The organism is Thermoactinomyces sp. DSM 45891 (assembly GCF_900119485.1).
Lineage (GTDB): Bacteria > Bacillota > Bacilli > Thermoactinomycetales > Thermoactinomycetaceae > Baia.
On sequence record NZ_FPJZ01000002.1, the window covers coordinates 239524 to 262040 of the forward strand.

A 22517-nucleotide genomic window follows, 5' to 3' on the forward strand; every position below is an offset into this window, starting at 1 on the left:
CATTCTAATTCTTAGATCCCACGTTTGGCAATATATACAGCCAAGTCAACAACGCGGCTAGAGTAGCCCCACTCATTGTCATACCAAGAAACGACTTTCACCATGTTTCCTTCTAACACCATAGTAGAAAGACCATCCACGATCGAGGAATGAGGGTTACCATTATAGTCAGAAGATACGAGAGGCTCGTCCGAGAAAGCTAGGATTCCACTTAGCTCATGATCTGCTGCATTTTTCAACACTTCATTTACTTCTTCAATGGTTACGGATTTATCTAGCTCTGCTACTAAATCTACAACGGATACGTTTGGTGTTGGGACACGCATGGAGAAACCGTTCAGTTTTCCAGCAAGCTCTGGAAGTACCAAAGAAACAGCCTTAGCCGCACCAGTAGAAGTAGGGATAATGTTTTCAGCGGCTGCACGGGCACGACGTAAGTCTTTATGCGGTAAATCAAGAATTTGTTGGTCGTTCGTGTAGGAATGAACCGTTGTCATCAAACCACGACGAATACCAAATTTATCATGTAGCACTTTTGCAAATGGCGCTAAACAGTTTGTCGTACAAGAAGCGTTAGAAATTACATCGTGTTTTGCTGGATCATAACTTTCATGGTTAACACCCATCACAACGGTGATATCTTCGTTATTTGCTGGAGCAGAAATGATTACTTTCTTCGCTCCACCTACCATATGTTTCGCTGCATCTTCACGTTTGGTAAAGCGGCCTGTCGACTCTACCACGATATCCACACCATAGTCCGCCCATTTTAACTGAGCCGGATCACGTTCCGCTAATACTTTGATTTCGCGGCCGTTCACAACGATACTACCTTCATTTGCTTCTACTTTTGCATCTAATTTTCCATGAACCGAATCGTACTTTAAAAGGTGTGCAAGTGTTTTCGAATCAGTTAAATCGTTTACGGCTACCACTTCTAATTCAGGATGATCTAACATCGCACGGAATACGTTACGTCCAATACGTCCAAAGCCGTTAATACCAATTTTTGTTTTTGCCATTCGAGTTTCCTCCTATGTTTCCTCTTGTGTAGTATGACCCGGTAAGTTTTGTCTTATTTATTTTCATAGCGGGTAATTTTGAGATAAAATTTTGCGCGCCGCAGCTTCATCTGTAACCAGTGTATCTTGTGGAAATACTGAACAAATCGCTGCGATCGCTTCCGCTTTACTAGCTCCACCTGCTACAGCAATCTTGTGCCCCACTTTCGGAAGGTCACGAAGACGTAATCCTGCTGTCTTAGTACGATGGACAATCGTACCGTTTCGGTCGAAATAATATCCGAAGCTCTCTCCCACCGCTTGTTTCTCTTCAAGTAGCTGCATAAACTCCCGGCCATATTTCCTCCGACCTGCCATCGTCTTTGCATCCCCAATACTATAAACCAACACGCTGGCCTCTTGAATCATGTGAAGCACATCAGAAATCTGTGTTTCTTGTGTTAGTAACTGATATGCCTCTTCACTAATCTGGTCTGGAACGTGTAACATTCGATAGCGGCCACCTGAGTTCTTCGCCATGCGAGAGGCAATGTAGTTCGCTTCGTGTTCCACCGCATCTCCTACTCCCCCACGTGCCGGTACAAAAATAGTCCGTTTGAAGGTTGGAGTAGGGCTCATCGATTCAGCAACAGCCTGCATAGTGGATCCACCTGCTACTGCTACCACCTGATCCTCCCGGACCCAGGATTTAATCAATTGAGCACCAGCTCGTGCCAATTCTTTCTTCGCCCACTCATCATGCTCTGAATCCCCTGGAACAATCCAAACTTCTTGGATGTTGAGTCGTTCCTTTAGTTCCTCCGAAAGCTGTGAATAACCCAAATACTCTTCTATAAAGGGTTGAAGTTTCTGCAGAACCTCCAACCCTTGCTCTGTTAAGGTCATCCCTGCTTGAGCGATATTTACCAACCCTTGCTCACGCAAAAAATCAACCTCTGAGCGAAGAATTCGTTCGGTCATCTGAAGAGATGCGGTAAGAGAACGCCTTCCAACCGGCTGAAGATAATAGATTCGTCTGAGAACCGTATATCTCTTATGCATGACAGAAAGTAAATCGGGACATAACTGACTTTGAAGAGTTAAAAGGGTTCGCATATTTTTTCCTCCAAGGGACTTATTATGTCCCTGTTATACAAAATAAGTCCCACATAGAGCAAAAAAAATAAATCCAATCTTTCCTCCTTTATTTTAGCGGAATGTCTGTTGAATGCAAAGGGTTTTTTTATTTTATTTTGCGAAAGCGCTCTCAAGGTGGGATAGGGATGTGAATGGATTCAGCTATGAGAAGATAAAGGACTGGAGAATTTATTCGATATCTACTCGAAATATCGAACAAATTCTCTCTTCCCTCTGAACCTAATTTCTCGTTTTTTTCTTATCCCCTACGCCTCTTGGTGGATGAGGGGATCCCTAGCTCTTCTCGGTATTTGGCAACCGTTCTGCGAGAGATAGAAATGCCAGTTTGTCCAAGTAGATTGGAAATAAGTTGATCAGATAAAGGTTGGGCTGGATCTTCGTCTGTGATTAGTTCGGCTATTTGATTCTTCACTTTGGTTGTTGTCATCTCAATCCCATGTTGATTTATAATGCCGTTCGGGAAGAAATAACGAAATGGGAAGACACCTCGGTTTGTTTCGATGAATTTGTTTTGAGTGACGCGACTTACTGTTGATTCATGCACCCCAATTTCCTCTGCTACTTCGCGTAAGTTAAGAGGGCGAAGATAGAATTCCCCTTGCTCAAAAAAAGCCCTTTGATACTCAATTACCGTTTGTGTAACAGATAAAATCGTTTTTCGGCGCTGTTCAATCGCTTTGCTTAACCAGATCGCACGTTGAATGGCACCCCGCACATACTCCTTTGATGAGTCATCAAGTAAACGATAGGTACATTCATCATATCCAGAGTGAATCTCGATCTGGGGAATCAATCTCTCATTTAGTTGAACCGTATAATCCTCTTGTGCCCAATGAATACGAATATCGGGCTCAATGTATCGAGGGGATTCCGTTCCATAATGGGCTACAGGTCTAGGATTACACTTTTGTATTTCGTTTACTGCCGATACGATATCATCCACTGTACATTGATATCGTATCGAGAGCTCCTTATACCGCTTCTCGGCTAGTTCGGCTAAATGATAAACCAATTGACAAGCAAGTTCCGTCGCCTTCATTCTCCGAAGTTGAAGTTCTAGACACTCAGATACACTTCTGGCACCGATTCCCGCTGGATCTAAAGACTGGATCGTATGTAGCGCACGGGAAATAAGTATTTCAGAATTTTGTAAGCGCTTACATTCTTCTATGGAAAGGGAATCGATCATTCCACGTTCATCAAGTGAATGAATCAGAAATAAACAAGCATCTCGTTCCTTAGCGTTTAAAGGAAGCAATCGTATCTGCTCCTCTAGTTCTTGTATGAGAGATGGACACGCTTCGACCTCATACAGTTCCTGATTATGATGATCGTAACGTTGCCTTTTAGACGTGTAACGAACTCCAAAAAAGCCCACCGATTCGTCATTCTTTGGTTTTTCTTTCAAAGAAATAAGCGGGTTTTCCTGTATTTGCTCATGAATATACAATGCTAATTCAGAAGCTGAGTATTGAAGGAGTTGAATGGATTGACGCAGTTCAGGGGTCATCGTCAATTGTAAACGCTGTTCTTGTTGTAAGTGAAACCCAAGTTCAAGAGCCAATTCTCCACCTCCGAGCCACAAATGAATTCGTGATATATTGTATTCAGTCACATAGCAATGGGAATCATTCAGACTTTAGATAATACAGAACTACCTTCATTATCATCATCTTATCATAAACGGGACTTACTCGTATGTAACAAAAGTTAACAATAAGGCTATCTCCTGTAGATCAAGTGAAAATATCCTTGTTTCTCAATAGATAGATATGATATAATTTCATTTGATTTCATGTGCGCCTATAGCTCAGGGGATAGAGCGTTGGTCTCCGGAACCAAGTGCATAGGTTCGAATCCTATTAGGCGCGTAAAACGTAAAATAGAATACCCTCAACATGTTGGCACGCTTGGTGTTATCATTCTTGGGGGTGTTTTTTCTTGTGAAGAAATATGGATTGCAAACGAACTGCATACACCTTAAAAATCGTCTAGTTTCCTGTTGGTAGTCGAAAAGAAATACAGAGTAGTGTTTCAAAAATACCTCAATTTTGAAGATGTAAGTTGAACAAGCCGACTTCTTGTATGTGAAGAAGTCGGCTTGTTCAACTTACATATCTTTAATTAGTTCACGATAAATTCAACGATAAGTGGAGTAGCATCGTCAAGTGCATCTCCACCTGGAATTGTAATTGTGGTTGTCGTTATACTTGAAACATCAGCGGTCTGAAGTACACCATTAATATAAAGTTCATAAAATGCAAACGAGCTTGGAAAGGCTGTAGCAGCAACTCCAGCGTCATCAATAAAATCAGTAGCAGCAATCGCAAATGTAGCACCCGTACCTGTACCAACACCAATAGTGGATGTAAAACGTCTTCCACCTATAAATGGTTTAACAATAGGCAAAAATAACACTCTCCTTAAAATAGATTCAGAAGCTATTTTAAAAGACATATTTCGTAAATATTTACATATCTCTTCATTCTATAATTATTTTTTGAAATAGCTTCAATCTTATTAAATGTAAATAGCTCGAAATTGAGCACGGCTAATAGTTACTAAAATGAAGAGAGAAATGAATACAGTAGTATTAGCTTGAATCTGCATTACTAAAATAAGTAATACCCCTATCACCAGCTCAAGTACTTCTCTCTAAGTGAAAATGATAATATCTGGTGGCGAAATGGTTGGCTGGATCTTGATTGTTGTCATATTTGAAAACTCAATGAATTCTAGAGTGATAGGCATTCCTCCATATATTTCCGTAGAATGCAAAGTAAATCGGTCTTCTGAAAGTGAATATAAGTTATCTGCTTGTAGGATGCCGTTTATACTTACGTTTACATAACCATTTGAAGGTATAGGGGGCAGTTTCGCTACAATAATCCCTTCTTCAATAAAACTAGTTGCAGGGATTATTGTATTCAAACTACCTATCATTTCACCCGAGAGTATAGCATACAACTTCCTGATATCAGGACGAATTGTGGTTGTTGCTTCCTCGTTACTCGCAATGGGAGCAGTAGATTTACCTCTTACATGAGGTTTGATTAGGCTCTGAGGCTGTTTTGCTAAGCGTTTTTTAGACATTCTTCTAGAAGATGGGCGGATTTGGATAAACTGAACAATAATTGGTACACCAGCATCTGGGATAGGGTCTACATTTAACAATAACTTTCCCTTTTTAATCCGAAAATGTGATTCGGGTTGCAAAATACCATTGATAAATAAATTAATGTATGTCATGTTATTAGGATTGAGAAGGAGAGAACGTCTATACCCTTCCACACCATCATTATAGGTATATATCCTTTTTTCTCCATCTGAAATAGCATAAAAAGTCCTTACATAGGACATGAATGGTCTATAGCGTCTATACTTCTTATTTATCACTTCTAATCACCATTTCGTCCTAAGACGTGTTTTTTCAAACTAAAAACACATCTCATAATTTAGTAACTATATGCTCCCAATAGGATTTTTTAGACATAATCCCACCGCTTAAAATTAAGGTTGATTTACTATATGAACATATTGCCTTAAATGTATAGTCATGAACTTAATAGCCTTTAAAAATATACAGCATATTTTATGTATAAACCGAAAATTACTCTGAGATTTTACTAGGGCAAAACACGCTTTCAAATGTGGATACGAAACTCCACATTTGAAAGCGTGTTTTGCTGTCTAGAAAGAGTGAAACGAATCATCTCCAGAATCTTTATCCTAAATCGATTTCATCTTTATCTGATCTTTATCTCCTTACTTTAAAATATTCCATTAAATCTTACATTTTTCTTCGCTTAAATGGAAAACGAAAACTCTATTATTTCTTGGCACTAGATGTTGGGTTAAGGAGCTGAATCATTTGAAGAAACCAAAACTTTTAGCCAGTGCCATGCAAGTACAAACAAGAAAGTTGGAGACACAAGATACTCTTCCTCCTCGCTCCAAACAACATAAAGATGGAAGTCATGGTAAGCAAAAATGGAAGAAGTATGTGAATTGGAAGACATTAATAGCTGCAATAGGTCTTCCTGTTTTATTTGGTTTGATTTATGTAATGTACCTTATATCTAAAGTACCTGATAATGCAAACGCGGAACTTCAAAAACCAGACTCTCCTTCTACTCTAGTGGATCAAAATGGTAACATCGTAACGAAGATCGGGGCACAAAAGATTGAGCCTGTCAAACTGGCTGAGCTTATGAAGGTGAATCCCAAGCTACCTGCTACCTTAGTTAAAGTGGAAGATCAACGCTTTTGGAAGCATGATGGGGTTGATTTTTTGGGCCTTACCAGAGCTGTGTTCGATAACTTGCAAGGCCGTTCGGGGGGTGGAGGAACCATTCCCATGCAAGTTGCTCGGAACATGGTACTGGACTCAAAACAAAAAACCTTACAACGAAAGGTTAACGAAATCGTATCCGCTCAAAAGTTGATTGATACACATAAGCATGAAGGAGTATTAGAAGCATATTTAAACTATATTGACTTTGGTCCGACCATCCAAGGGGTCCAAGCTGCTTCGAAGTTCTACTTTGGGAAAGATTTAACCAAGACTGCCTTAACAGATGAAGAGGTTGCTTTGCTTGTGGCCATTCCTAACAACCCTACTCGGCTTAATCCCAAAGGAAGCGAAGAACAGAAGACAAATGCTAGGGAACGCCGTGATTGGATTCTAAAGAAGAAGATGATCAGCAACGAAGACACACCTGCAGTCATCTCTAAGAAAGATGCTGCAGTCGCTACTACAAAACCACTTCAAACCGCTACAGATGAGCAAAATCCATTCTTAAATGAGTTTAAACAGAAGAACCATGCAGCGTATATTGACTTAGTACGGACTGAGTTAAAAGAGCGATATGGAATCACAAAAGAAGACCTACGTACAAAAGCATATGTGATTAAAATTGCGATTGATCCAGAAATAAATAAAATGATAGAAAATGAGACAAAGAAGCTCTTTGAGGCTAAGGCAGATTTAAATAGTAGTTTTGCGGTGCTGGATCGAAAAAAAGGACTCATTCTCGCCCTATCCAGTGGGAAGGATTACATACCTGGAGGTCTAAACTGGGGAGTGACAAAACAACAGCCCGGTTCTTCGATTATGCCGCTTGCTGTTTATAGTCCCTATCTAGAGTTCCATAAAGATAAAAATGAATATTCTCCAGTTGGGACCGTCCCACTTGCCCAAGTAGTATCTAATTCGTCTGGGTATGCAACTACTCAGCTTTTCGAAAAAGAAGTTACATTAAGCCGGGGAGTACCATTCTTACAAGATACATTCCAGCTGGCACTAGAAAAGAAAGATTCAAAATCACCGTCTGCCATTGCCACAGGTGATTTAATTAAAGGTTTTTCCCCTATACAGATGGCACAAGCTTACTCTGTATTTCCTAATAACGGTAAATTTACTAATGTATATACTGTTTTAGAAGTACAGGATAACAAACAAAATAAAATAGAACCCTTGCCTAATCATGAGATTGAACAAAAACAAAATAGCGCTAAACAAGTTCTCTCCCCTAGGACTTCATACTATATGACCCGGATGTTGAAAGGGGCGGTAGAAAATCCTAAAGGAGATGATAAGGGTGCGCAGATACCAGGATTTGAAGTAGGGGGTAAAACAGGAACAACTCCCAATAAGCGAGCGGGTTGGTTTATAGGTTTTACACCCGATTACGTAGCGTCTGCTGTCATCTTTAATGAAGAGAAAAATGGGAGGCAAGGTAATACAAAAGTGACCAGTGACGCAGTGGCTGAAATGTGGGGCAAAATTATGGCGAAAGTAGTGAAAAGCAGTGATACACATCGCTTTGAAAAACCGGCAGATGTCCCGGAACCCACTCCACCCGTACAGTTACAAAATTTTGACGTTACGATCTCAACAGAAGGATCAAGTAGAGATATCAAGATTAACATTATCGGAGGCTCCCGTGACTCCAAAGTCATTTATAGAGTCGAAAGAATGGATTCAAAAGGTCAATATTTACTCATCACAGAAGGTGCTGTGGATTCACTAAAGGATACGTTTGCCCCTGTGGATCCAAAGATTCCAAATCAGAAGTTTACCTATAGGATTATTGCCAAGTCAAAAGATACATCTGTTCTCCCAGTAGTCGTAGAGAAAGAGTTAACTCTTCAAAAATTAAAAGAGCCCTCACCCAACAAGAATCAAAGTCAACCAGATAAAAGTCAACCTAATCCTAATCCTAATCCTGGTCCAAGTATACCAGATATAAAAGAACCAGATTCAGAGAATGAGAGCGAAGGAAAGCCGAGCCTAGGAAATGACCACCCAGAAGGTTCACAAGAGAAAGATCCTACAAGTCTAGAGAATTAGCAAGGTGCATTGATTACGATCTTCCATTGGTGCTAGCTTGGTCTCCACCAAGCTAGCTATCAGGGTTCGAATCCAAACAGGTATGTAAAATATATCATCCTAGTCAACATGACATACTCCTTTCCATTATATTTTAAACTACGAACGCATAATAAGTATTAAACGAATAATACTTATTATCGTAATAGATAAAATCATAAGTGGAGGCGGTATTAATTGACAGGATTGACTACAAATCCGACCATTTTATATGACGATCCTTTGGTGTCCCTTTATGAGCAAGTGATAACCCCAGAGGAATGTAAATATATTATTGAGATCGCAAAGCAACATATTATTCCTGCTCAATCTTACGGGCACGGACCAGAACGGACATCAGATTATACCTGGATCAATCATCACTATGACCTAATATTCTCTAACGTATGCACACGAGCTGCGGTTCTTGTAGATAAGCAACTCAATCATGCGGAGCCGTTACAAGTAGCAACATACCAACCGGGAGGGCAGTTCATTTTTCATCATGATACTTATAATGTTCATAGGGAACATGGAAAGATCCAAGTAGACTCAGGTGGACAACGGATGTTTACAGCAATCCTCTATCTAAATGATGTTCAAGTGGGTGGAGAGACTACTTTTGACTATCTAGATCTCAAATTTACTCCTCGCGAGGGCAATATTCTATTCTTTGAAAATTGCATTAGAGGAACCAATGTTCCAAATGAACGATCGATGCATGCAGGGCAACCAGTAGGCGAGGGCGAAAAATGGATTGCCACACTATGGTTCCGTGAAAAACCTCAGTATTGATTAGGAAGAAGGATGTTCCTACTCAAAACTAAAAGAACTACCTAGTTAAGTGATTGCAGTTGAAATTAACTAGGTAGTTCTTTTATGGTATGATTCACATTACTTTTTCTCGGCTAGTAGTTCGGAGACCGTCTTAAATGTATAGCCTTGACTCCGCAAAGACTCTACGATTCCCTTTATCGATTTCAGTGATTCCTCTCTATTCTTGTACATAACGTGCAGGAGGATAATCGATCCCGGCTTTACATTCTCTTTTACATGTTGCACAATTTTATCTGAATTTGAGCCGATGTCTGTATATGAATCTGGTTCAATATCCCACATAATCGTTTTTCGGTTATGCTGGTTTAGGTAATACGGTAACAATAGTAGTTTCTTTCCATTGGGTGGCCTAAATAGGATCTCCCCTCTGTAACCTGCATCTCGAATGAGTTGATCCGTCTTCTCTATTTCATTCTTAATAAAGTTAGGCGATTTTAATACCATCCGAGTGTGTGCATATGAATGATTTCCTAATTCATGACCCGCTTGAACAATCCTATTCCCTTCTTCTGGGCGCTGTTGTAACTCTGCTCCTGTCACAAAAAAAGTAGCTTTCACATCCGCCTCTTTGAGGACTCTTAGTACTTCGTCCGTTTTTTCGGTTGGTCCATCGTCTAAGGTTAGGGCTACCACTTTTTCATTGGTATCAACCCTGTCGGTTAGCTCTCCAATGAATTGATAGGTTCTAGATTTAGACAGTTGAAATAGTCCATACGCAACTATAACTAAAATAGCAAGAGTAAGAGCAACCCGAATCATCCATTTTTTCATAAGATCAGACCCACCACCAATATGATTTTAACGATTACTCCACATATTTCTTTTTCAATTGGTCAGATCCTACCCCACCTACTACCATAAGAACTAACGGCAAGAAATTAGAAAGGTATGGTATTTCCTTCAGGATGGTGATATCTGTACCTGCAAACCGATTTAAAGCCATTATAATCAATTTCGTCACTAATAAAAGTAAGCCTACTATAAACAAATTGTCAAAAAATCCTTTCCACTTTGGATATGCTAACTGCTTACTATCTCGTATCACTTTCTTTTGCAACTCTTCGTCACTCCTCAACAATTCATCAACGGTAATACCAAACAAATCACTTAAATGGATGATGATTTCTATACTTGGATAGTTCTTTCCCGTTTCCCATTTCGAGATCGATTGGCGACTTACGTGGATTTTTTCTGCTAGATCATGTTGTGACCAGCCTTTTTTCTCACGTTCATTTTTTAGTCGTTCACTAAAAGTCATAAGCAAGTTCATCCTTTCTTCAACCTTAGTATGACAAGAGAATGAATACAAAGTACAGCTAGTTATGAGTGCATCTGCCCGCAACCTATCCGTTACAACCTGGAAAAAACACTACCAGAATTAGTATTGTACTTTTTTATTGATTTTATTTGACCTTTTTTGACCTTTAGGTTATGATATAGGTATTGAAATCCAATATTTTCTTTACATAAGGAGTTGCTTCGGATGAATTTAGTACCAATTGTTGTGGAACAGACATCTCGTGGAGAGCGCTCTTACGACATATATTCTCGCTTGCTAAAAGACCGTATTATTCTGCTAGGAAGTCAAGTGGATGACCAAGTAGCTAACGCGATCGTAGCACAATTACTTTTCTTGCAAGCGGACGATCCGGACAAAGATATTCACTTATATATCAATTCACCCGGTGGCTCGATTACAGCAGGGATGGCAATCTATGATACGATGCAATTTGTAAAACCTGATGTATCTACGATCTGTATCGGTATGGCGGCATCAATGGGGGCTTTCTTGCTTTCTGCTGGGGCAAAGGGAAAGCGATATGCTCTGCCAAATAGTGAAGTGATGATTCACCAACCACTTGGTGGCGCACAAGGTCAAGCAAGTGATATCGAAATCAGGGCACGCCGAATCCTCAAAATGCGTGACCAACTGAATCATAAACTTGCTGAGTTTACAGGTCAGTCTCTTAAAAAGATTGAGAGAGACACCGATCGCGACAACTTTATGTCAGCGCAAGAAGCTCTAGATTACGGATTGATCGATAAAGTAATTACTTCAACCAATCAAACGTAAGCCCAAAAAAGAACCCTAGTACATAACAGTGCTTGGGTTCTTCTTTTTTATCCAATCTATTCTGTTTTCATCACAATTGCCGCGAGCGCCTCCACTGCTTTTTCTTCATCGGTTCCTTCGGCACTAATTACAATCTCTGTACCTTTCGCAACAGCTAAGCTCATTACACCCATAATGCTTTTAGCGTTTACCTTTCGACCTTCTTTTTCTATAAATACTTGGGAAGCATACTTATTTGCTTCTTGAACAAAGTAAGCCGCAGGGCGAGCGTGTAATCCTGTTTCAAGTTGAACCATCACTTTTTTTTCAACAGCCATTTTATCTTTCCTCCGATTATCCTCTAATCTTCTTTTAATTGCTGGGCGATCTCATCCAGTTTGCGAAGGCGATGATTTACAGCTGATTTACTTACTGGCTTGGGTAGAAGTTGTCCTAGTTCCGTAAGGTTTACTTCGGGATATTGGAGACGAGCCTCTGCGATCTCTCGAAGACGATCAGGCAGTTGGTCAAGTCCCATCTCTCGTTCAATCAGCTCTATATTTTCCTTCTGTCTCATTGCCGCTAAGATCGTTTTATTTAAGTTAGCGGTTTCACAATTTACGAGCCGGTTAACTGAATTTCGCATGTCCTTTAAAATTCGGATATTCTCAAAGTGTAGAAGGGATGGGTGGGCTCCGATGACATTTAAAAACTCACCAATCTTGTCTCCCTCTTTAATATACACAACATAACCCTTTTTCCGCTCAATTAATTTCGCATGTAATTGAAACTCATTCATTAGTTCACATAAAGCTAAGCTATGTTGGTAATAGGTAGAAATAACCTCTAAATGGTAGGATGCACTATCCGGACTATTCACTGAACCACATGCTAGAAATGCGCCTCGAAGATAAGCACGTTTGCAACATGGATCTACAAAGAGAGCCGGTGAAATCCCTTCAATTCTCTCCCATGTATTCGGTTTCAAAATCTGTAAGTCTGCTAGAATTTCTTGAGCACGCTGCGTTACACGAACTAAGTAAACATTATTCTTCTTCAAACGGACTTTTCGCTGAACCAACACTTCCGGCTGAAGATGATAAATACTTTTGACTAAGGTAAACATGTAACGTGCAGTCGAAGGGTTTTCTGTGACCATATCCATCACCAAATGCCTAGGCCTCAGATGAATCGTGCCATTCATTCGGACTAACGCTGATAATTCTGCGCGTTTACAACAGATCTGAGACTCCACCTGTGTCAGTTCTTTTTTGGTTTCAGAGGTAAATGACATCATTATTCCTTCCTATTAGCTCTTATCACGCCATGCGCTCTTGGATCAGGCGCAGGATGTGGCGGCTAATACGCTCTGCATCGTGTCGCAAAACAGAGCGGTATAACAATAAATTATCAGCCAATGGTTGACAGCCTAACTGATGAACTAACTCCAAATCAGGCAAAACCATGGTTTGATTTTGATTAGCATATTGTTGTTGAATCACAGTTGGAGGAACCTCATTATTCAAAATAGCTACATCAAAAAATGATTCACCCACATGGTCATAGATGGCACGGATATGATCACTAGCATGAAAGCCATCTGTTTCCCCTAACTGTGTCATGATATTACAGATATAAATTTTGAGCGCTGAGGATTTTCGAATAGTCGTCGCCATATCTTTTACCAGTAGATTTGGAAGTATACTTGTATAAAGACTACCTGGCCCTATTACCACACCATCCGCTTCTAAGATTGCTTCAATCGCTTCATCCAAAGGAAGGGGAGAGGAAGGTTCGAGATAGACTCGCCGAATGATTTTATCTATGTTTGGAATCTGTGATTCCCCTTTTATAACGGTTCCATCTGTCATCTCAGCACATAGTGTAACATCTTGATCACTTGCCGGAAGAACCCTACCTCGGACAGAAAAGACTCTACTTAGCTCTTTTACTGCCGTCGTAAAATCTCCCGTTATCTCCTTCATCGCAGCGAGCATCAAGTTTCCCAATGTATGTCCCGCCAGTCCGTCTCCTGTTTGAAAACGATACTGAAATACACTTTCTAATAAAGGTTCTGTATCAGCAAGAGAGATTAATACATTTCGAATATCACCAGGGGGAGGCATTTGAAGATCCGTGCGTAGGCGACCTGAGCTTCCTCCATCATCAGCTACTGTTACGATAGCGGTAATATCAACAGGGAATTTCTTTAGACCTCGCAATATGACCGAGAGCCCCGTCCCACCACCCATGCACACGACTTTCGGTCTTTTGGATGACAATTTAGAAGCCGCCTTTCTCTATATCACGATGGAGCACTTGGCAACGTTCATTCTCTTTAAAATCCTCATAAAGAGCCTCAGCCATTGCTACAGAGCGATGCTGACCACCTGTACACCCAATCCCGACAACGAGCTGTCTCTTTCCTTCTTTTTCATACTTAGGAAGTAAAAAGGTCAACATCTCTTTAAGTTGGTTCAAGAAGCGATTGGTTTCTTCCCATTTCATCACATAGTCGGCTACTTCTTTTTGTTTTCCGGTCAAAGGACGCATGGACTCAACGTAATACGGATTTGGGACAAAACGAACATCGAATACAAGATCCGCATCAAGAGGAATCCCGTGCTTAAAACCAAATGACATAAAGCTAAGATTTAACCCAGAGTTATGTTGCTCCGAATACGTATGAACGATTTTTTCCTTTAATTCAGTAGGCTTCAAGTTACTCGTATCAATGATTTGATGTGATCGACCTCTCAGGTCACACAGTAACTCTCGCTCTTGAAGGATCCCATCTAAAACCGTACCATCTGGGGAGAGCGGATGGGTTCGACGTGTTAATTTATATCGACGAACGAGCGTTTCGTCGTTTGCTTCGAGAAATAAGATTTGGTAGTTTACACCTTTTGATTCCTTTAGTGCCTCCAATGATTCAACTAAAGCGCTAAAAAATTCACGTCCTCGTAAGTCAATCACCAGTGCAACCTTCTGGAGTCTTCCATTGGTCTGCTCTAAGAGTTCAGCAAACTTGGATAACAAGATAGGGGGGAGGTTATCGATACAAAAATAGCCTAGATCTTCAAGACTCTGTACCGCAACCGTCTTCCCAGCACCGGACATACCTGTGATGACAACTAAATGTAACTCATTGCTTGGCATGGTCATATCCCCCTTTGTTGTTAAGTATACAAAAAAGATGCAGAGAAAGCATCTGCATCGAACTTTGGATCAGAGATAGATCTAGTTATTCCAACTCCCTTAAGAAGGTGGTAACTTGCTCTTTTGTCTTAGCATTGCGAGATGGGAGACGCCCTACTTCTTTTCCATTTTCAAAGACAATAAAGGTAGGAATTCCTTTTACCTGAAACTGCTGTGCAACCTCTTGCGACTCATCCACATCGATCATGGCAAATTCAAACGTGGAAGAAAATGTACTCTCAAGCTCCGGAAGATCGGGTGCAATCCGAACACAATCAATGCACCAGTCTGCACTAAATTCAACTACTTTTCGGCCGTTAGTAATGAACTCAGGGAATGTGTTTGTTTGAAGTTGTTTCATGAAAAAAACCTCCATTTAGTTAATTGGGTATTTGTCAAACTCCTTTATCGCCTTGGTGATAGATGAAGGAGAGATTCCGTATTTTTGAGCAACATGTGTTTTGGAGAGAGGGCGATCCAATTGGTTAGAAACCCAATACTCTAGCGCTGCTGCCCACACTTCTAATTTACGAGCCGATTGAAGCAAGATCTGCGATTTTGGCTGAACAGACCAAGCCCTCCAAAAATCCTCCATCGCCATCACGATTAACTCTCCCATCTCCTTCAAATGGGGCAAGCAAATCTTCCATACCTGTCCAGATAAGTCAGCATCTTCGTCCGGATGATCAGACCGTACACTCCCTTGAAGGATCGCAGATAAGGAAGCATCTGGGTTCATTTTCTTAATTTGCAAGATCGCAATCTCTTTTAACCAATCTGGCTCATCTGGAGACATTAAGAAAGAGCGAAGGGCCCTCTCCGATTCAGCATCTTCGATCATTCCCAGTGCATAAATCACCTGCAACTTCGTATCCTCTTCGCCGTGCTCTAAGCCCCATAGTAGACTGGACCGAATCAGGGGGCTTTCTTTTACCTGTTTCTGTAACTGCTTCGTATCTGTAATGGGAGTACGCAATAGCTGTTCTTCAAAGGGGAGCTGCATTTGATAACTCGCATAATGTAGGCTAGGATCTTCCCCGTCCAAGGCATTTATAAAGAAAGACGGAACCTCTGAATCTGGAGCTAACTGCTTTGCTTTATGCCAAAAAGCACGGGCACGATCTAGTTTGCCAACACGATAGGAAGCAATCGCCGCGGCATGATATAAAGCGGCATCTGGGCGATCTTCTAAGCGAGCAATCCGGATAAATAATTCATACGCCACTTCATGCTCACCTAAAATTCCCATTGTGGTTGCTAGCTTGTATGCCTGATCCTTTTGAAGCGGTATCAAATTACGTAGCATCTCGATCAATTGTTCGTACTCTTCATTCTTTCCGATATGGCTACATAAAACAGCTAAGTTACAAAGAGCATGGATGTTATCTTCTTCCATCTCTAACACTTCTGAAACTGTACGGAAGGCTGAGTCCATCTGACCCATATAGTAATAAGCTAATGCTAGATTATTACGTGCAGGTAGGAAATCAGAATGTTCCTCTATGATCTCTTGTAACATCTCAGTTGCTTGAACAAACATACCTGTTTCTAGGAGCTGCCTAGCTGATTCATGTTTTTGGACATATGCTTCCCCAAACAGCGGAACCACTTCTTTGGCTGGACGACCTAACTCATAGGAAATCAGCATGAGAAGCTCTTCAGCCTCCTCCGCAAACTCACCTTCTGGATCTCGTCCAAGATACTCTAACAAGTATTCCTCAGCCAGTTCAAATTCCTCCATATTGGTAGCATTATTCGCCAGATAAAACCAACATTCAGTGAGGTTTGGATCGATTTCACGGACTACGCATTCCAATATATCGTTAGACTCTTGAAATTTCCCCATCTCCGAAAGAAGCCCCGCTAAATTACAGTGGTTAATCGGGTTCGAAGGGTCTTTTTCGGTAGCAAAGCGGAAATATTTTAGAGCCTTTTCATACTGCCTACGATCTAACATTTTTAAAGCACGTTCAAAAAAGAAGCTAGCATCTAAGTTAATGCTTACCACTTTTTTGCTCGTATGATCAAATTCTACTTGTCTCTTCATCATTTTCCTCCAACCAGCATCATTCAACCACAAAAGCTGGTGGTTTGGTAGCTTGGGCAAGTATACCACATTCCCCTTGATTTACACACCAGACTCCGAACGAAACAGGGTACTAATTGAGCCACCTGAGATAATAATGTGGATGGCCTGTCCTAATAGGGGAGCAATCGGAATCGTTTTATACTTGTCACTGTTTGGTATAAAAGGGATACTATCCGTCACCACCACTTCGTGAATCCCTGGATGGTTAAGGCGCTCCAAGGCATTCGCAGAAAAGAGTGGGTGCGTGGCACAAATGTAAGCGGGATTTGCTCCCTTTTCCATCAGCCCCTCTACTACACTCACAATCGTCCCGCCTGTATCGATAATATCTTCAATAATAATTGGAGTGTATCCCCCAACGTCTCCAATGATATGGGTAATCTTTGCTGAATTATGAGAAGGTCGTTTCTTTAACATGATAGCGAACGGTGCATCTAAATGAGTGGCTAATTTTTCAGCCATTTTCGCCCGCCCTGCATCTGGAGATACGACAACTGGATTTTTGATATCTTTTTCTTTCAGGTATTCCGTAATATAGTCTAACGCGGTCAAATGATCCACTGGGATATCAAAAAATCCTTGGATGGCAGGGGCGTGTAAATCGACTGTTACAACGCGGTCCACCCCAACCGTTTTGAAAATATCAGCGACCATCTTAGCAGTAATCGGTTCCCGCGGTGCATCTTTTTTCTCTTGACGGGCATAAGGATAATAGGGAACAACTGCTGTCACACTTTTCGCGGATGCTCGATGTGCAGCATCTGCCATGATCAAAAGTTCCATTAGGTTTTCATGAACAGGAGCACCCATTGTCTGAATGAGGAACACATGACAGTTACGAACTCCCTCTTCATAATGCACATAAATTTCCCCGCTCTTAAAACGGTTAATTCGAGCCTCTCCTAGCGGTATCCCCAGATATGTACAAATGTTTTGTGCTAGTGTAGGATTAGAGGAACCAGTAAAGATTTTCACATTCTTCATATGGACAAGCAGCCCCTTTAGATGAAATCATTCAGTCATTATGTGATTACCACTATTATAAACTAGAACAGTTCCAGATTAAAAATAGGTGATGAAAAATGTTAAAACAAATCGAGCGCGTGAAGCCGTCCCTTTTTGGACTATTTACGAATCCGATCAGAGAATTTCGTTTGATTCGGGAGCAACCTCGCTTCTTTCTCTCTCTTCTCTTGCTCAGCTTCATTGTATCGATGACTTTCTACTATATGGGAGAAAAGATCGGTTCAAACCCTGAAGCGATTGCTAATATTGAAAGGCTTCAAGGACAGGCATTTCCTCAAGCTATAAAAGATCAAGCAAATGTGTTCATGGGGCTCTCTTACGGTTTCGCAGGATTCATGATTCCATGGGTAACGTGTTTGTTAAATTCCCTTGTCCTTTTTCTTCTTGTTAAGGCTTATCAAGGAAAGGCAACCTTTAAACAACTGTATGCTTTTTCGGCTCACTTGTACCTCTTAACTACACTGTCACTTATCGCTGACTTTTTGGTGAATCGGTTGGCCGGCCCTCTAGGAGCACCGGTTACCAGCTTGGGCATATTATTTCCAGACCTCTCTGGAGGATTGCTATCTTCTCTACTCAGCTACCTCTCTTTATTTACTGTATGGTATGCAATCTGGCTTATCTCAGGTCTACAAGAGATTTCTGGACTATCAAAACAACATTCTCAAATCATAACGATGCTGTTTTTGGTCATTGGATTCTTTGGCCTTACCAATGTAACGATTTTTTATCAAGATATCGCAACAATGCTTCTTCGTTAAATAAAAGTAGATCCAATTGAGGAATTGGATCTACCTTTATTTCAAGCTACTTCTATTGTCGATTGCCTTGATAGAAAATCTGTGTCAAAAATTGATCCAGAAGTTGTATTCCATAAGTACCACTTTTTTCAGGATGAAATTGCATTCCTACCAAATTTCCCCGGGACACCACAGCAGGAATAAACCTAAGATAGTTTGTATAACCGACTACATCATCTTCATTATCCGCATCGATTACGTATGTGTGGGAGAAATAAACCTTATTTTCTGCAAGGCCTTTGTATAGACGATGTGGATATTTGAATTTTAGCCAATTCCATCCCTTGTGAATCACATCGTCCCCTTCTAATTTCTGCACATGACCCGCTAATAGATTTAAACCCTGATGGTAACCACCTTCATCACTACTAGTAAAAAAAAGTTGCATTCCTAAATTAATCCCTAATATAGGCTTACCTGAAAAAAACTCTTCCTTCACTACTTGATCCAATCCCGAACTAGCTAAACCAGCCATACCCTCGCCGAATGTGCCGTCACCAGTCAGAATAATTCCCTTAGCCATCCGCACGTCTGCTGCTTCTGTCGCAACCACATATGAATGTCCTAAATCATCCAAAACTTGTAAGAGTCCATCCACCTTATTTACACCGTAATCCAAGACCGCGATCATTTATATCTAAACTCCTCTCGTAACAACAATCCACTTAGTCCCTTACATTCTCTTTCATCCAAAGGGCCATTTTATCGAGTACTTTTCGTCTATATGAAAAGGATAATCGTTCTTCGATATCCATATCAGCCAACACTTGCTTTCCGCCCTCAGGCACAAAAAGAGGATCATACGGAAATCCTACATTGGTAAACGAATCGGTAGTAGGAACTCCTTCTATGATCGCTCCTTTGGTCATACCGGAAAATATCTTCTTCTGACCATGCCAATATAACGCAATCGCTCCCTCAAATTGGGCTCTACGATCTTCACCCGATAATAACTTATCAATGCCGCGGTATCCGATCCTCTGAAAGACTCGCTTCGCTAAAACACCTGGAAATAAGGGGTATGCTTGAAAAAAGATTCCTGCATCATCTACCATCACTCGCGGCAACTGGGAGTGAGCTTGCAAGACTTGCTCTAATTTTTGCATCGCAATTTCTTGAACAGTTCCTTCATCTGGCTCTATGTAATTCACTTCTAGGCCTAAAACCTGATATCCTATCGGCTCTAGAACTTGCCTTGCTTCGTGTAACTTAGATTCGTTCATTGTGGCAAAATAGATTTCCATATTGCTCCTCCTGATGAAATTTCGTCTTGAAAGAAAAAAGCAGGCGTTTTTTCCAGCAAAATCATGTACAATGAAGGTAACCAACGTATAAATCAGATAAAAGCCTCTTGTGACCAATCATGCACGAGAGGCTTTTGTATGACGTAAGAAAGGATAACGCGCTATGTACCCAATCATGAAAAAAGTCTTATTTCGAATGGATCCTGAAGTAGCACATGAATGGACGATTCGATCCTTACAGCTTCTTCAACGAGTGCCTTTTCTAGCTAAGAGCCTCCAACAAAAATGGGAAATACAACATCCTTCTCTATCTTCCCAAGTAGCTGGGCTCTCTTTTTCGAATCCGGTCGGGCTGGCCGCAGGTTTTGATAAGCACGCCAATGTATATCCTGCCTTGGCTCACTTGGGCTTTGGTTTTGTCGAAGTAGGAACCCTTACCCCACGCCCTCAATCTGGAAACGAGCGCCCTCGTTTATTCCGCTTACCGGAAGATCAAGCTGTCATTAATCGAATGGGCTTTAATAACCACGGAGTAGAAGATGCGGTTCATTCTTTTCAGACCCTTCCTCGTCCTACCATCCCCATCGGGATCAATCTCGGAAAAAATAAAGATACTTCTAATGAACAAGCTAGTAAGGACTATACCACTGGACTTCAAGCACTATATTCATATGGGGATTACTTTGTCATCAACATTAGCTCCCCTAATACACAAGGCTTACGAGATCTACAAGAGGCAAAAGCACTTGAGAAGCTGCTAACCCATATCTTGCAGACAAGAGACCACTGTATCCAATCTCATCAAGTGAAAAAGCCGATTTTCCTAAAAATCGCCCCTGATTTAACAGAGGAACAATTAATCGAGATCATGGAGATCGTTTTACATACAAAGATGGACGGCATCATCGCAACCAATACTACCTTATCGCGAGATGGACTTTTGAATCAAGTATCTACCCATGAAACCGGTGGCTTAAGCGGACGCCCACTGACCAGTCGTTCTACCCGATGGATCGCGGAGATCTACCGCTTCACTCAAGGAAAGTTACCCATCATCGGTGTCGGTGGGATCTTTACCGCTGAAGATGCATACGCCAAAATCCGCGCAGGTGCTAGTCTGGTTCAAATTTACACAGGTATGATTTACCAAGGACCTACTGTGGTCAAGCAGGTGAATCAAGGGCTTGTACAACTCCTCGAAAGAGATGGCTTTTCATCCGTACGAGATGCGATCGGGGTGGATGTTTCTATTTAGGAACATCCACTTTCTTTATCTCCCTCATCGGATTCCCCGCAACAAACGTGTAAGGTGGAACATCGCCCGTTACCACTGTGCCCGCCCCCACGACAGCCCCATCGCCAATGGTCACCCCCGGCAAGACGGTTACATTCGCACCGATCATAACGTTATCACCAATATGTACCTCACCCAAACGATACTCAGCAATCAAATATTCATGTGTGAGGATAGTCGTATTGTAGCCAATAATCGAGTTCCTCCCGATATGGATCAGCTCTGGATAGAATAAATCCATCATCACGAAAAATGCTACCGCCGTCTGATCTCCTACTTTCATCCCAACTAATCGGTAAAGTCCATTCTTGATGCTCAAAAACGGCATATAACGGGCTATTAAAATAACAACGGTTTGACGAAATACTTTCCAGAAGGAGATTGTATTGTATTGTTGCCATAATGAGTTGCTACCTGTCACTGGATATCTCTTTGTATTTCTCACAATCTAAGCTCCTTATAGAAAATCCCTCTCCCGTGTAGAGAGAGGGTTCCCTTTAACCTTCTATCAATTGTTCGCGAACTTGTTCTGGGTCCCGATAGGATTCCTTGGCAGTGCCTCGTACGCGACGCCATACGATCATAAAAATAGCACCTAGCATCAATAACAAGCTAATAAACTGTGCAATACGAATATTACCAGAATCCATACTTCCTGCGGCAAACATCACCTGCATCGGAGACCACAGTCCATTTAAAATACTTTCTAACCAACCTGGACCCGTAAAGGTTAAACTATCTGTACGTAGCCCTTCGATAAAGAAACGCCCCAACGAATACCAAGCAAAATATGTAAGGAAGATCTCTCCACGCTTCGGATTGAAGCGACGCATCATGAGTAGAAGTGCGAAGCCAACTAGATTCCAAAGGGATTCATATAAAAAGGTAGGATGGTAATAGGTTCCATTTATCTGCATTTGATCGATGATAAAATTCGGGAGATGCAAGCTCTCTAAGAAATTCCGGCCAACCTCTCCACCATGAGCTTCTTGATTCAAGAAGTTTCCCCATCGCCCGATCGCTTGTCCTAAAATGATACTAGGCGCGATAATATCAGCTACCTTCAGAAATGGCATATTTTTACGTTTCACATACCAGTATCCAACGACAATCGCTCCGATCAAACCACCGTGAATCGCTAAACCACCATTCCAAATTGCAATGATTTCACTTAGATGATCTTTATAATAGCTCCATTCAAATAAAACATAATACAATCGGGCGCCAATAATAGCTGCAGGAATGACCCAGAATACCAAATCAATCAGATCATCTTCTTTTACACCACGGCGTTTTCCTTCTCGAACTGCAAGCAACAACCCTAATAGCACAGCGGTCCCCATAATAATTCCATACCAATGAATTTTCAGAGGGCCCAGTTCCAATGCAACTGGATTGATTGCCGCCAAATATGAAGATAGCATGAATCCATATTCCTCCTTACCGA

General features: G+C 41.2%; 23 protein-coding genes and 1 tRNA gene. 6 read left to right on the forward strand and 18 right to left on the reverse strand.

The window, feature by feature from the left end; translation table 11 throughout:
* Window positions 1-11 precede the first annotated feature (11 nt).
* The 3 genes from gap to rpoN form a co-directional block, all read right to left on the reverse strand.
* A complete protein-coding gene (gene gap / locus BT147_RS04260; protein ID WP_072331285.1) occupies window positions 12-1022 on the reverse strand; it encodes a type I glyceraldehyde-3-phosphate dehydrogenase in 1011 nt (336 codons plus the stop codon).
* Window positions 1023-1085: 63 nt separating this feature from the next.
* Window positions 1086-2117, reverse strand: coding sequence for a sugar-binding transcriptional regulator (locus BT147_RS04265; RefSeq protein ID WP_072331287.1), 1032 nt, complete (start codon window positions 2115-2117; stop codon window positions 1086-1088).
* A gap of 280 nt (window positions 2118-2397) precedes the next feature.
* Window positions 2398-3723, reverse strand: coding sequence for an RNA polymerase factor sigma-54 (gene rpoN, locus BT147_RS04270; RefSeq protein WP_083426361.1), 1326 nt, complete (start codon window positions 3721-3723; stop codon window positions 2398-2400).
* A gap of 235 nt (window positions 3724-3958) precedes the next feature.
* Here rpoN and BT147_RS04275 point away from each other — a divergent pair.
* Window positions 3959-4030 (forward strand) — tRNA-Arg (locus BT147_RS04275).
* A 253-nt stretch (window positions 4031-4283) separates the two neighbouring features.
* Here the strand turns inward: BT147_RS04275 and BT147_RS04280 are convergent.
* Together BT147_RS04280 and BT147_RS04285 are read right to left on the reverse strand one after the other, a co-directional pair.
* Window positions 4284-4568, reverse strand: a complete 285-nt coding sequence (locus BT147_RS04280) for a DUF4183 domain-containing protein (protein ID WP_072331289.1) — start codon at window positions 4566-4568, stop codon at window positions 4284-4286.
* A gap of 246 nt (window positions 4569-4814) precedes the next feature.
* The gene (locus BT147_RS04285) at window positions 4815-5555 is read right to left on the reverse strand and encodes a DUF4183 domain-containing protein (protein WP_143187913.1); all 741 of its coding nucleotides are present in this window, start codon (window positions 5553-5555) and stop codon (window positions 4815-4817) included.
* Window positions 5556-6030: 475 nt separating this feature from the next.
* On the opposite strand from BT147_RS04285, the gene BT147_RS04290 reads away from it, so the two are divergent.
* Together BT147_RS04290 and BT147_RS04295 are read left to right on the forward strand one after the other, a co-directional pair.
* The gene (locus tag BT147_RS04290) at window positions 6031-8511 is read left to right on the forward strand and encodes a transglycosylase domain-containing protein (RefSeq protein WP_072331293.1); all 2481 of its coding nucleotides are present in this window, start codon (window positions 6031-6033) and stop codon (window positions 8509-8511) included.
* Window positions 8512-8727: 216 nt separating this feature from the next.
* Window positions 8728-9324: a prolyl hydroxylase family protein gene (locus BT147_RS04295; protein ID WP_286119040.1), complete on the forward strand. Its 597-nt coding sequence runs from the start codon at window positions 8728-8730 to the stop codon at window positions 9322-9324.
* Between the two features lie 99 nt (window positions 9325-9423).
* On the opposite strand, the gene BT147_RS04300 is transcribed toward BT147_RS04295, so the two are convergent.
* A complete protein-coding gene (locus BT147_RS04300; RefSeq protein ID WP_072331295.1) occupies window positions 9424-10137 on the reverse strand; it encodes a polysaccharide deacetylase family protein in 714 nt (237 codons plus the stop codon).
* A 34-nt stretch (window positions 10138-10171) separates the two neighbouring features.
* Entirely contained in the window at window positions 10172-10624 is a 453-nt protein-coding gene (locus BT147_RS04305; protein WP_072331297.1) for a helix-turn-helix domain-containing protein, read from the reverse strand.
* 225 nt (window positions 10625-10849) lie between these two features.
* On the opposite strand from BT147_RS04305, the gene clpP reads away from it, so the two are divergent.
* A complete protein-coding gene (gene clpP, locus BT147_RS04310; RefSeq protein ID WP_072331300.1) occupies window positions 10850-11440 on the forward strand; it encodes an ATP-dependent Clp endopeptidase proteolytic subunit ClpP in 591 nt (196 codons plus the stop codon).
* 56 nt (window positions 11441-11496) lie between these two features.
* On the opposite strand, the gene BT147_RS04315 is transcribed toward clpP, so the two are convergent.
* The 7 genes from BT147_RS04315 to BT147_RS04345 all read right to left on the reverse strand — a co-directional run bounded on the left by BT147_RS04315 (window position 11497) and on the right by BT147_RS04345 (window position 17690).
* Window positions 11497-11757: an HPr family phosphocarrier protein gene (locus tag BT147_RS04315; protein WP_072331302.1), complete on the reverse strand. Its 261-nt coding sequence runs from the start codon at window positions 11755-11757 to the stop codon at window positions 11497-11499.
* A gap of 23 nt (window positions 11758-11780) precedes the next feature.
* Window positions 11781-12713, reverse strand: a complete 933-nt coding sequence (whiA, locus tag BT147_RS04320) for a DNA-binding protein WhiA (protein ID WP_072331304.1) — start codon at window positions 12711-12713, stop codon at window positions 11781-11783.
* A 25-nt stretch (window positions 12714-12738) separates the two neighbouring features.
* Window positions 12739-13701 (reverse strand): gluconeogenesis morphogenetic factor MgfK, encoded by a 963-nt coding sequence (gene mgfK / locus BT147_RS04325; protein WP_502688553.1) that lies wholly within the window; start codon window positions 13699-13701, stop codon window positions 12739-12741.
* Between the two features lies 1 nt (window position 13702).
* Window positions 13703-14578 carry an RNase adapter RapZ gene (gene rapZ / locus BT147_RS04330; RefSeq protein ID WP_286119043.1) on the reverse strand — a complete coding sequence of 292 codons (876 nt, stop codon included), beginning with the start codon at window positions 14576-14578 and terminating at the stop codon, window positions 13703-13705.
* Window positions 14579-14663: 85 nt separating this feature from the next.
* Complete coding sequence (locus tag BT147_RS04335; RefSeq protein ID WP_083426362.1) at window positions 14664-14978, reverse strand: thioredoxin family protein; 315 nt, start codon at window positions 14976-14978, stop codon at window positions 14664-14666.
* A 15-nt stretch (window positions 14979-14993) separates the two neighbouring features.
* Window positions 14994-16664 (reverse strand): tetratricopeptide repeat protein, encoded by a 1671-nt coding sequence (locus tag BT147_RS04340; protein WP_083426363.1) that lies wholly within the window; start codon window positions 16662-16664, stop codon window positions 14994-14996.
* A gap of 81 nt (window positions 16665-16745) precedes the next feature.
* A complete protein-coding gene (locus tag BT147_RS04345; RefSeq protein WP_072331310.1) occupies window positions 16746-17690 on the reverse strand; it encodes a ribose-phosphate diphosphokinase in 945 nt (314 codons plus the stop codon).
* A gap of 98 nt (window positions 17691-17788) precedes the next feature.
* Between BT147_RS04345 and yknW the strand changes: the two genes are divergently transcribed.
* Window positions 17789-18493: a YknW family membrane protein gene (yknW, locus tag BT147_RS04350; RefSeq protein WP_072331312.1), complete on the forward strand. Its 705-nt coding sequence runs from the start codon at window positions 17789-17791 to the stop codon at window positions 18491-18493.
* 52 nt (window positions 18494-18545) lie between these two features.
* Here yknW and hisH read toward each other — a convergent pair whose 3' ends face one another.
* Both hisH and BT147_RS04360 read right to left on the reverse strand, forming a co-directional pair.
* Window positions 18546-19163 (reverse strand): imidazole glycerol phosphate synthase subunit HisH, encoded by a 618-nt coding sequence (hisH, locus tag BT147_RS04355; protein WP_072331314.1) that lies wholly within the window; start codon window positions 19161-19163, stop codon window positions 18546-18548.
* A 34-nt stretch (window positions 19164-19197) separates the two neighbouring features.
* Window positions 19198-19776 (reverse strand): non-canonical purine NTP pyrophosphatase, encoded by a 579-nt coding sequence (locus BT147_RS04360; protein ID WP_072331316.1) that lies wholly within the window; start codon window positions 19774-19776, stop codon window positions 19198-19200.
* A 163-nt stretch (window positions 19777-19939) separates the two neighbouring features.
* Here BT147_RS04360 and BT147_RS04365 point away from each other — a divergent pair, with 163 nt between their 5' ends.
* Window positions 19940-21031, forward strand: a complete 1092-nt coding sequence (locus BT147_RS04365) for a quinone-dependent dihydroorotate dehydrogenase (RefSeq protein WP_072331318.1) — start codon at window positions 19940-19942, stop codon at window positions 21029-21031.
* Here BT147_RS04365 and BT147_RS04370 read toward each other — a convergent pair.
* Together BT147_RS04370 and lgt are read right to left on the reverse strand one after the other, a co-directional pair.
* On the reverse strand, window positions 21024-21515 hold the full coding sequence (locus BT147_RS04370) for an acyltransferase (protein WP_072331320.1): 492 nt from the start codon (window positions 21513-21515) through the stop codon (window positions 21024-21026). The genes BT147_RS04365 and BT147_RS04370 overlap by 8 nt on opposite strands.
* Before the next feature lie 52 nt (window positions 21516-21567).
* Window positions 21568-22494: a prolipoprotein diacylglyceryl transferase gene (gene lgt, locus BT147_RS04375; protein ID WP_072331322.1), complete on the reverse strand. Its 927-nt coding sequence runs from the start codon at window positions 22492-22494 to the stop codon at window positions 21568-21570.
* Between the last annotated feature and the right edge of the window lie 23 nt (window positions 22495-22517).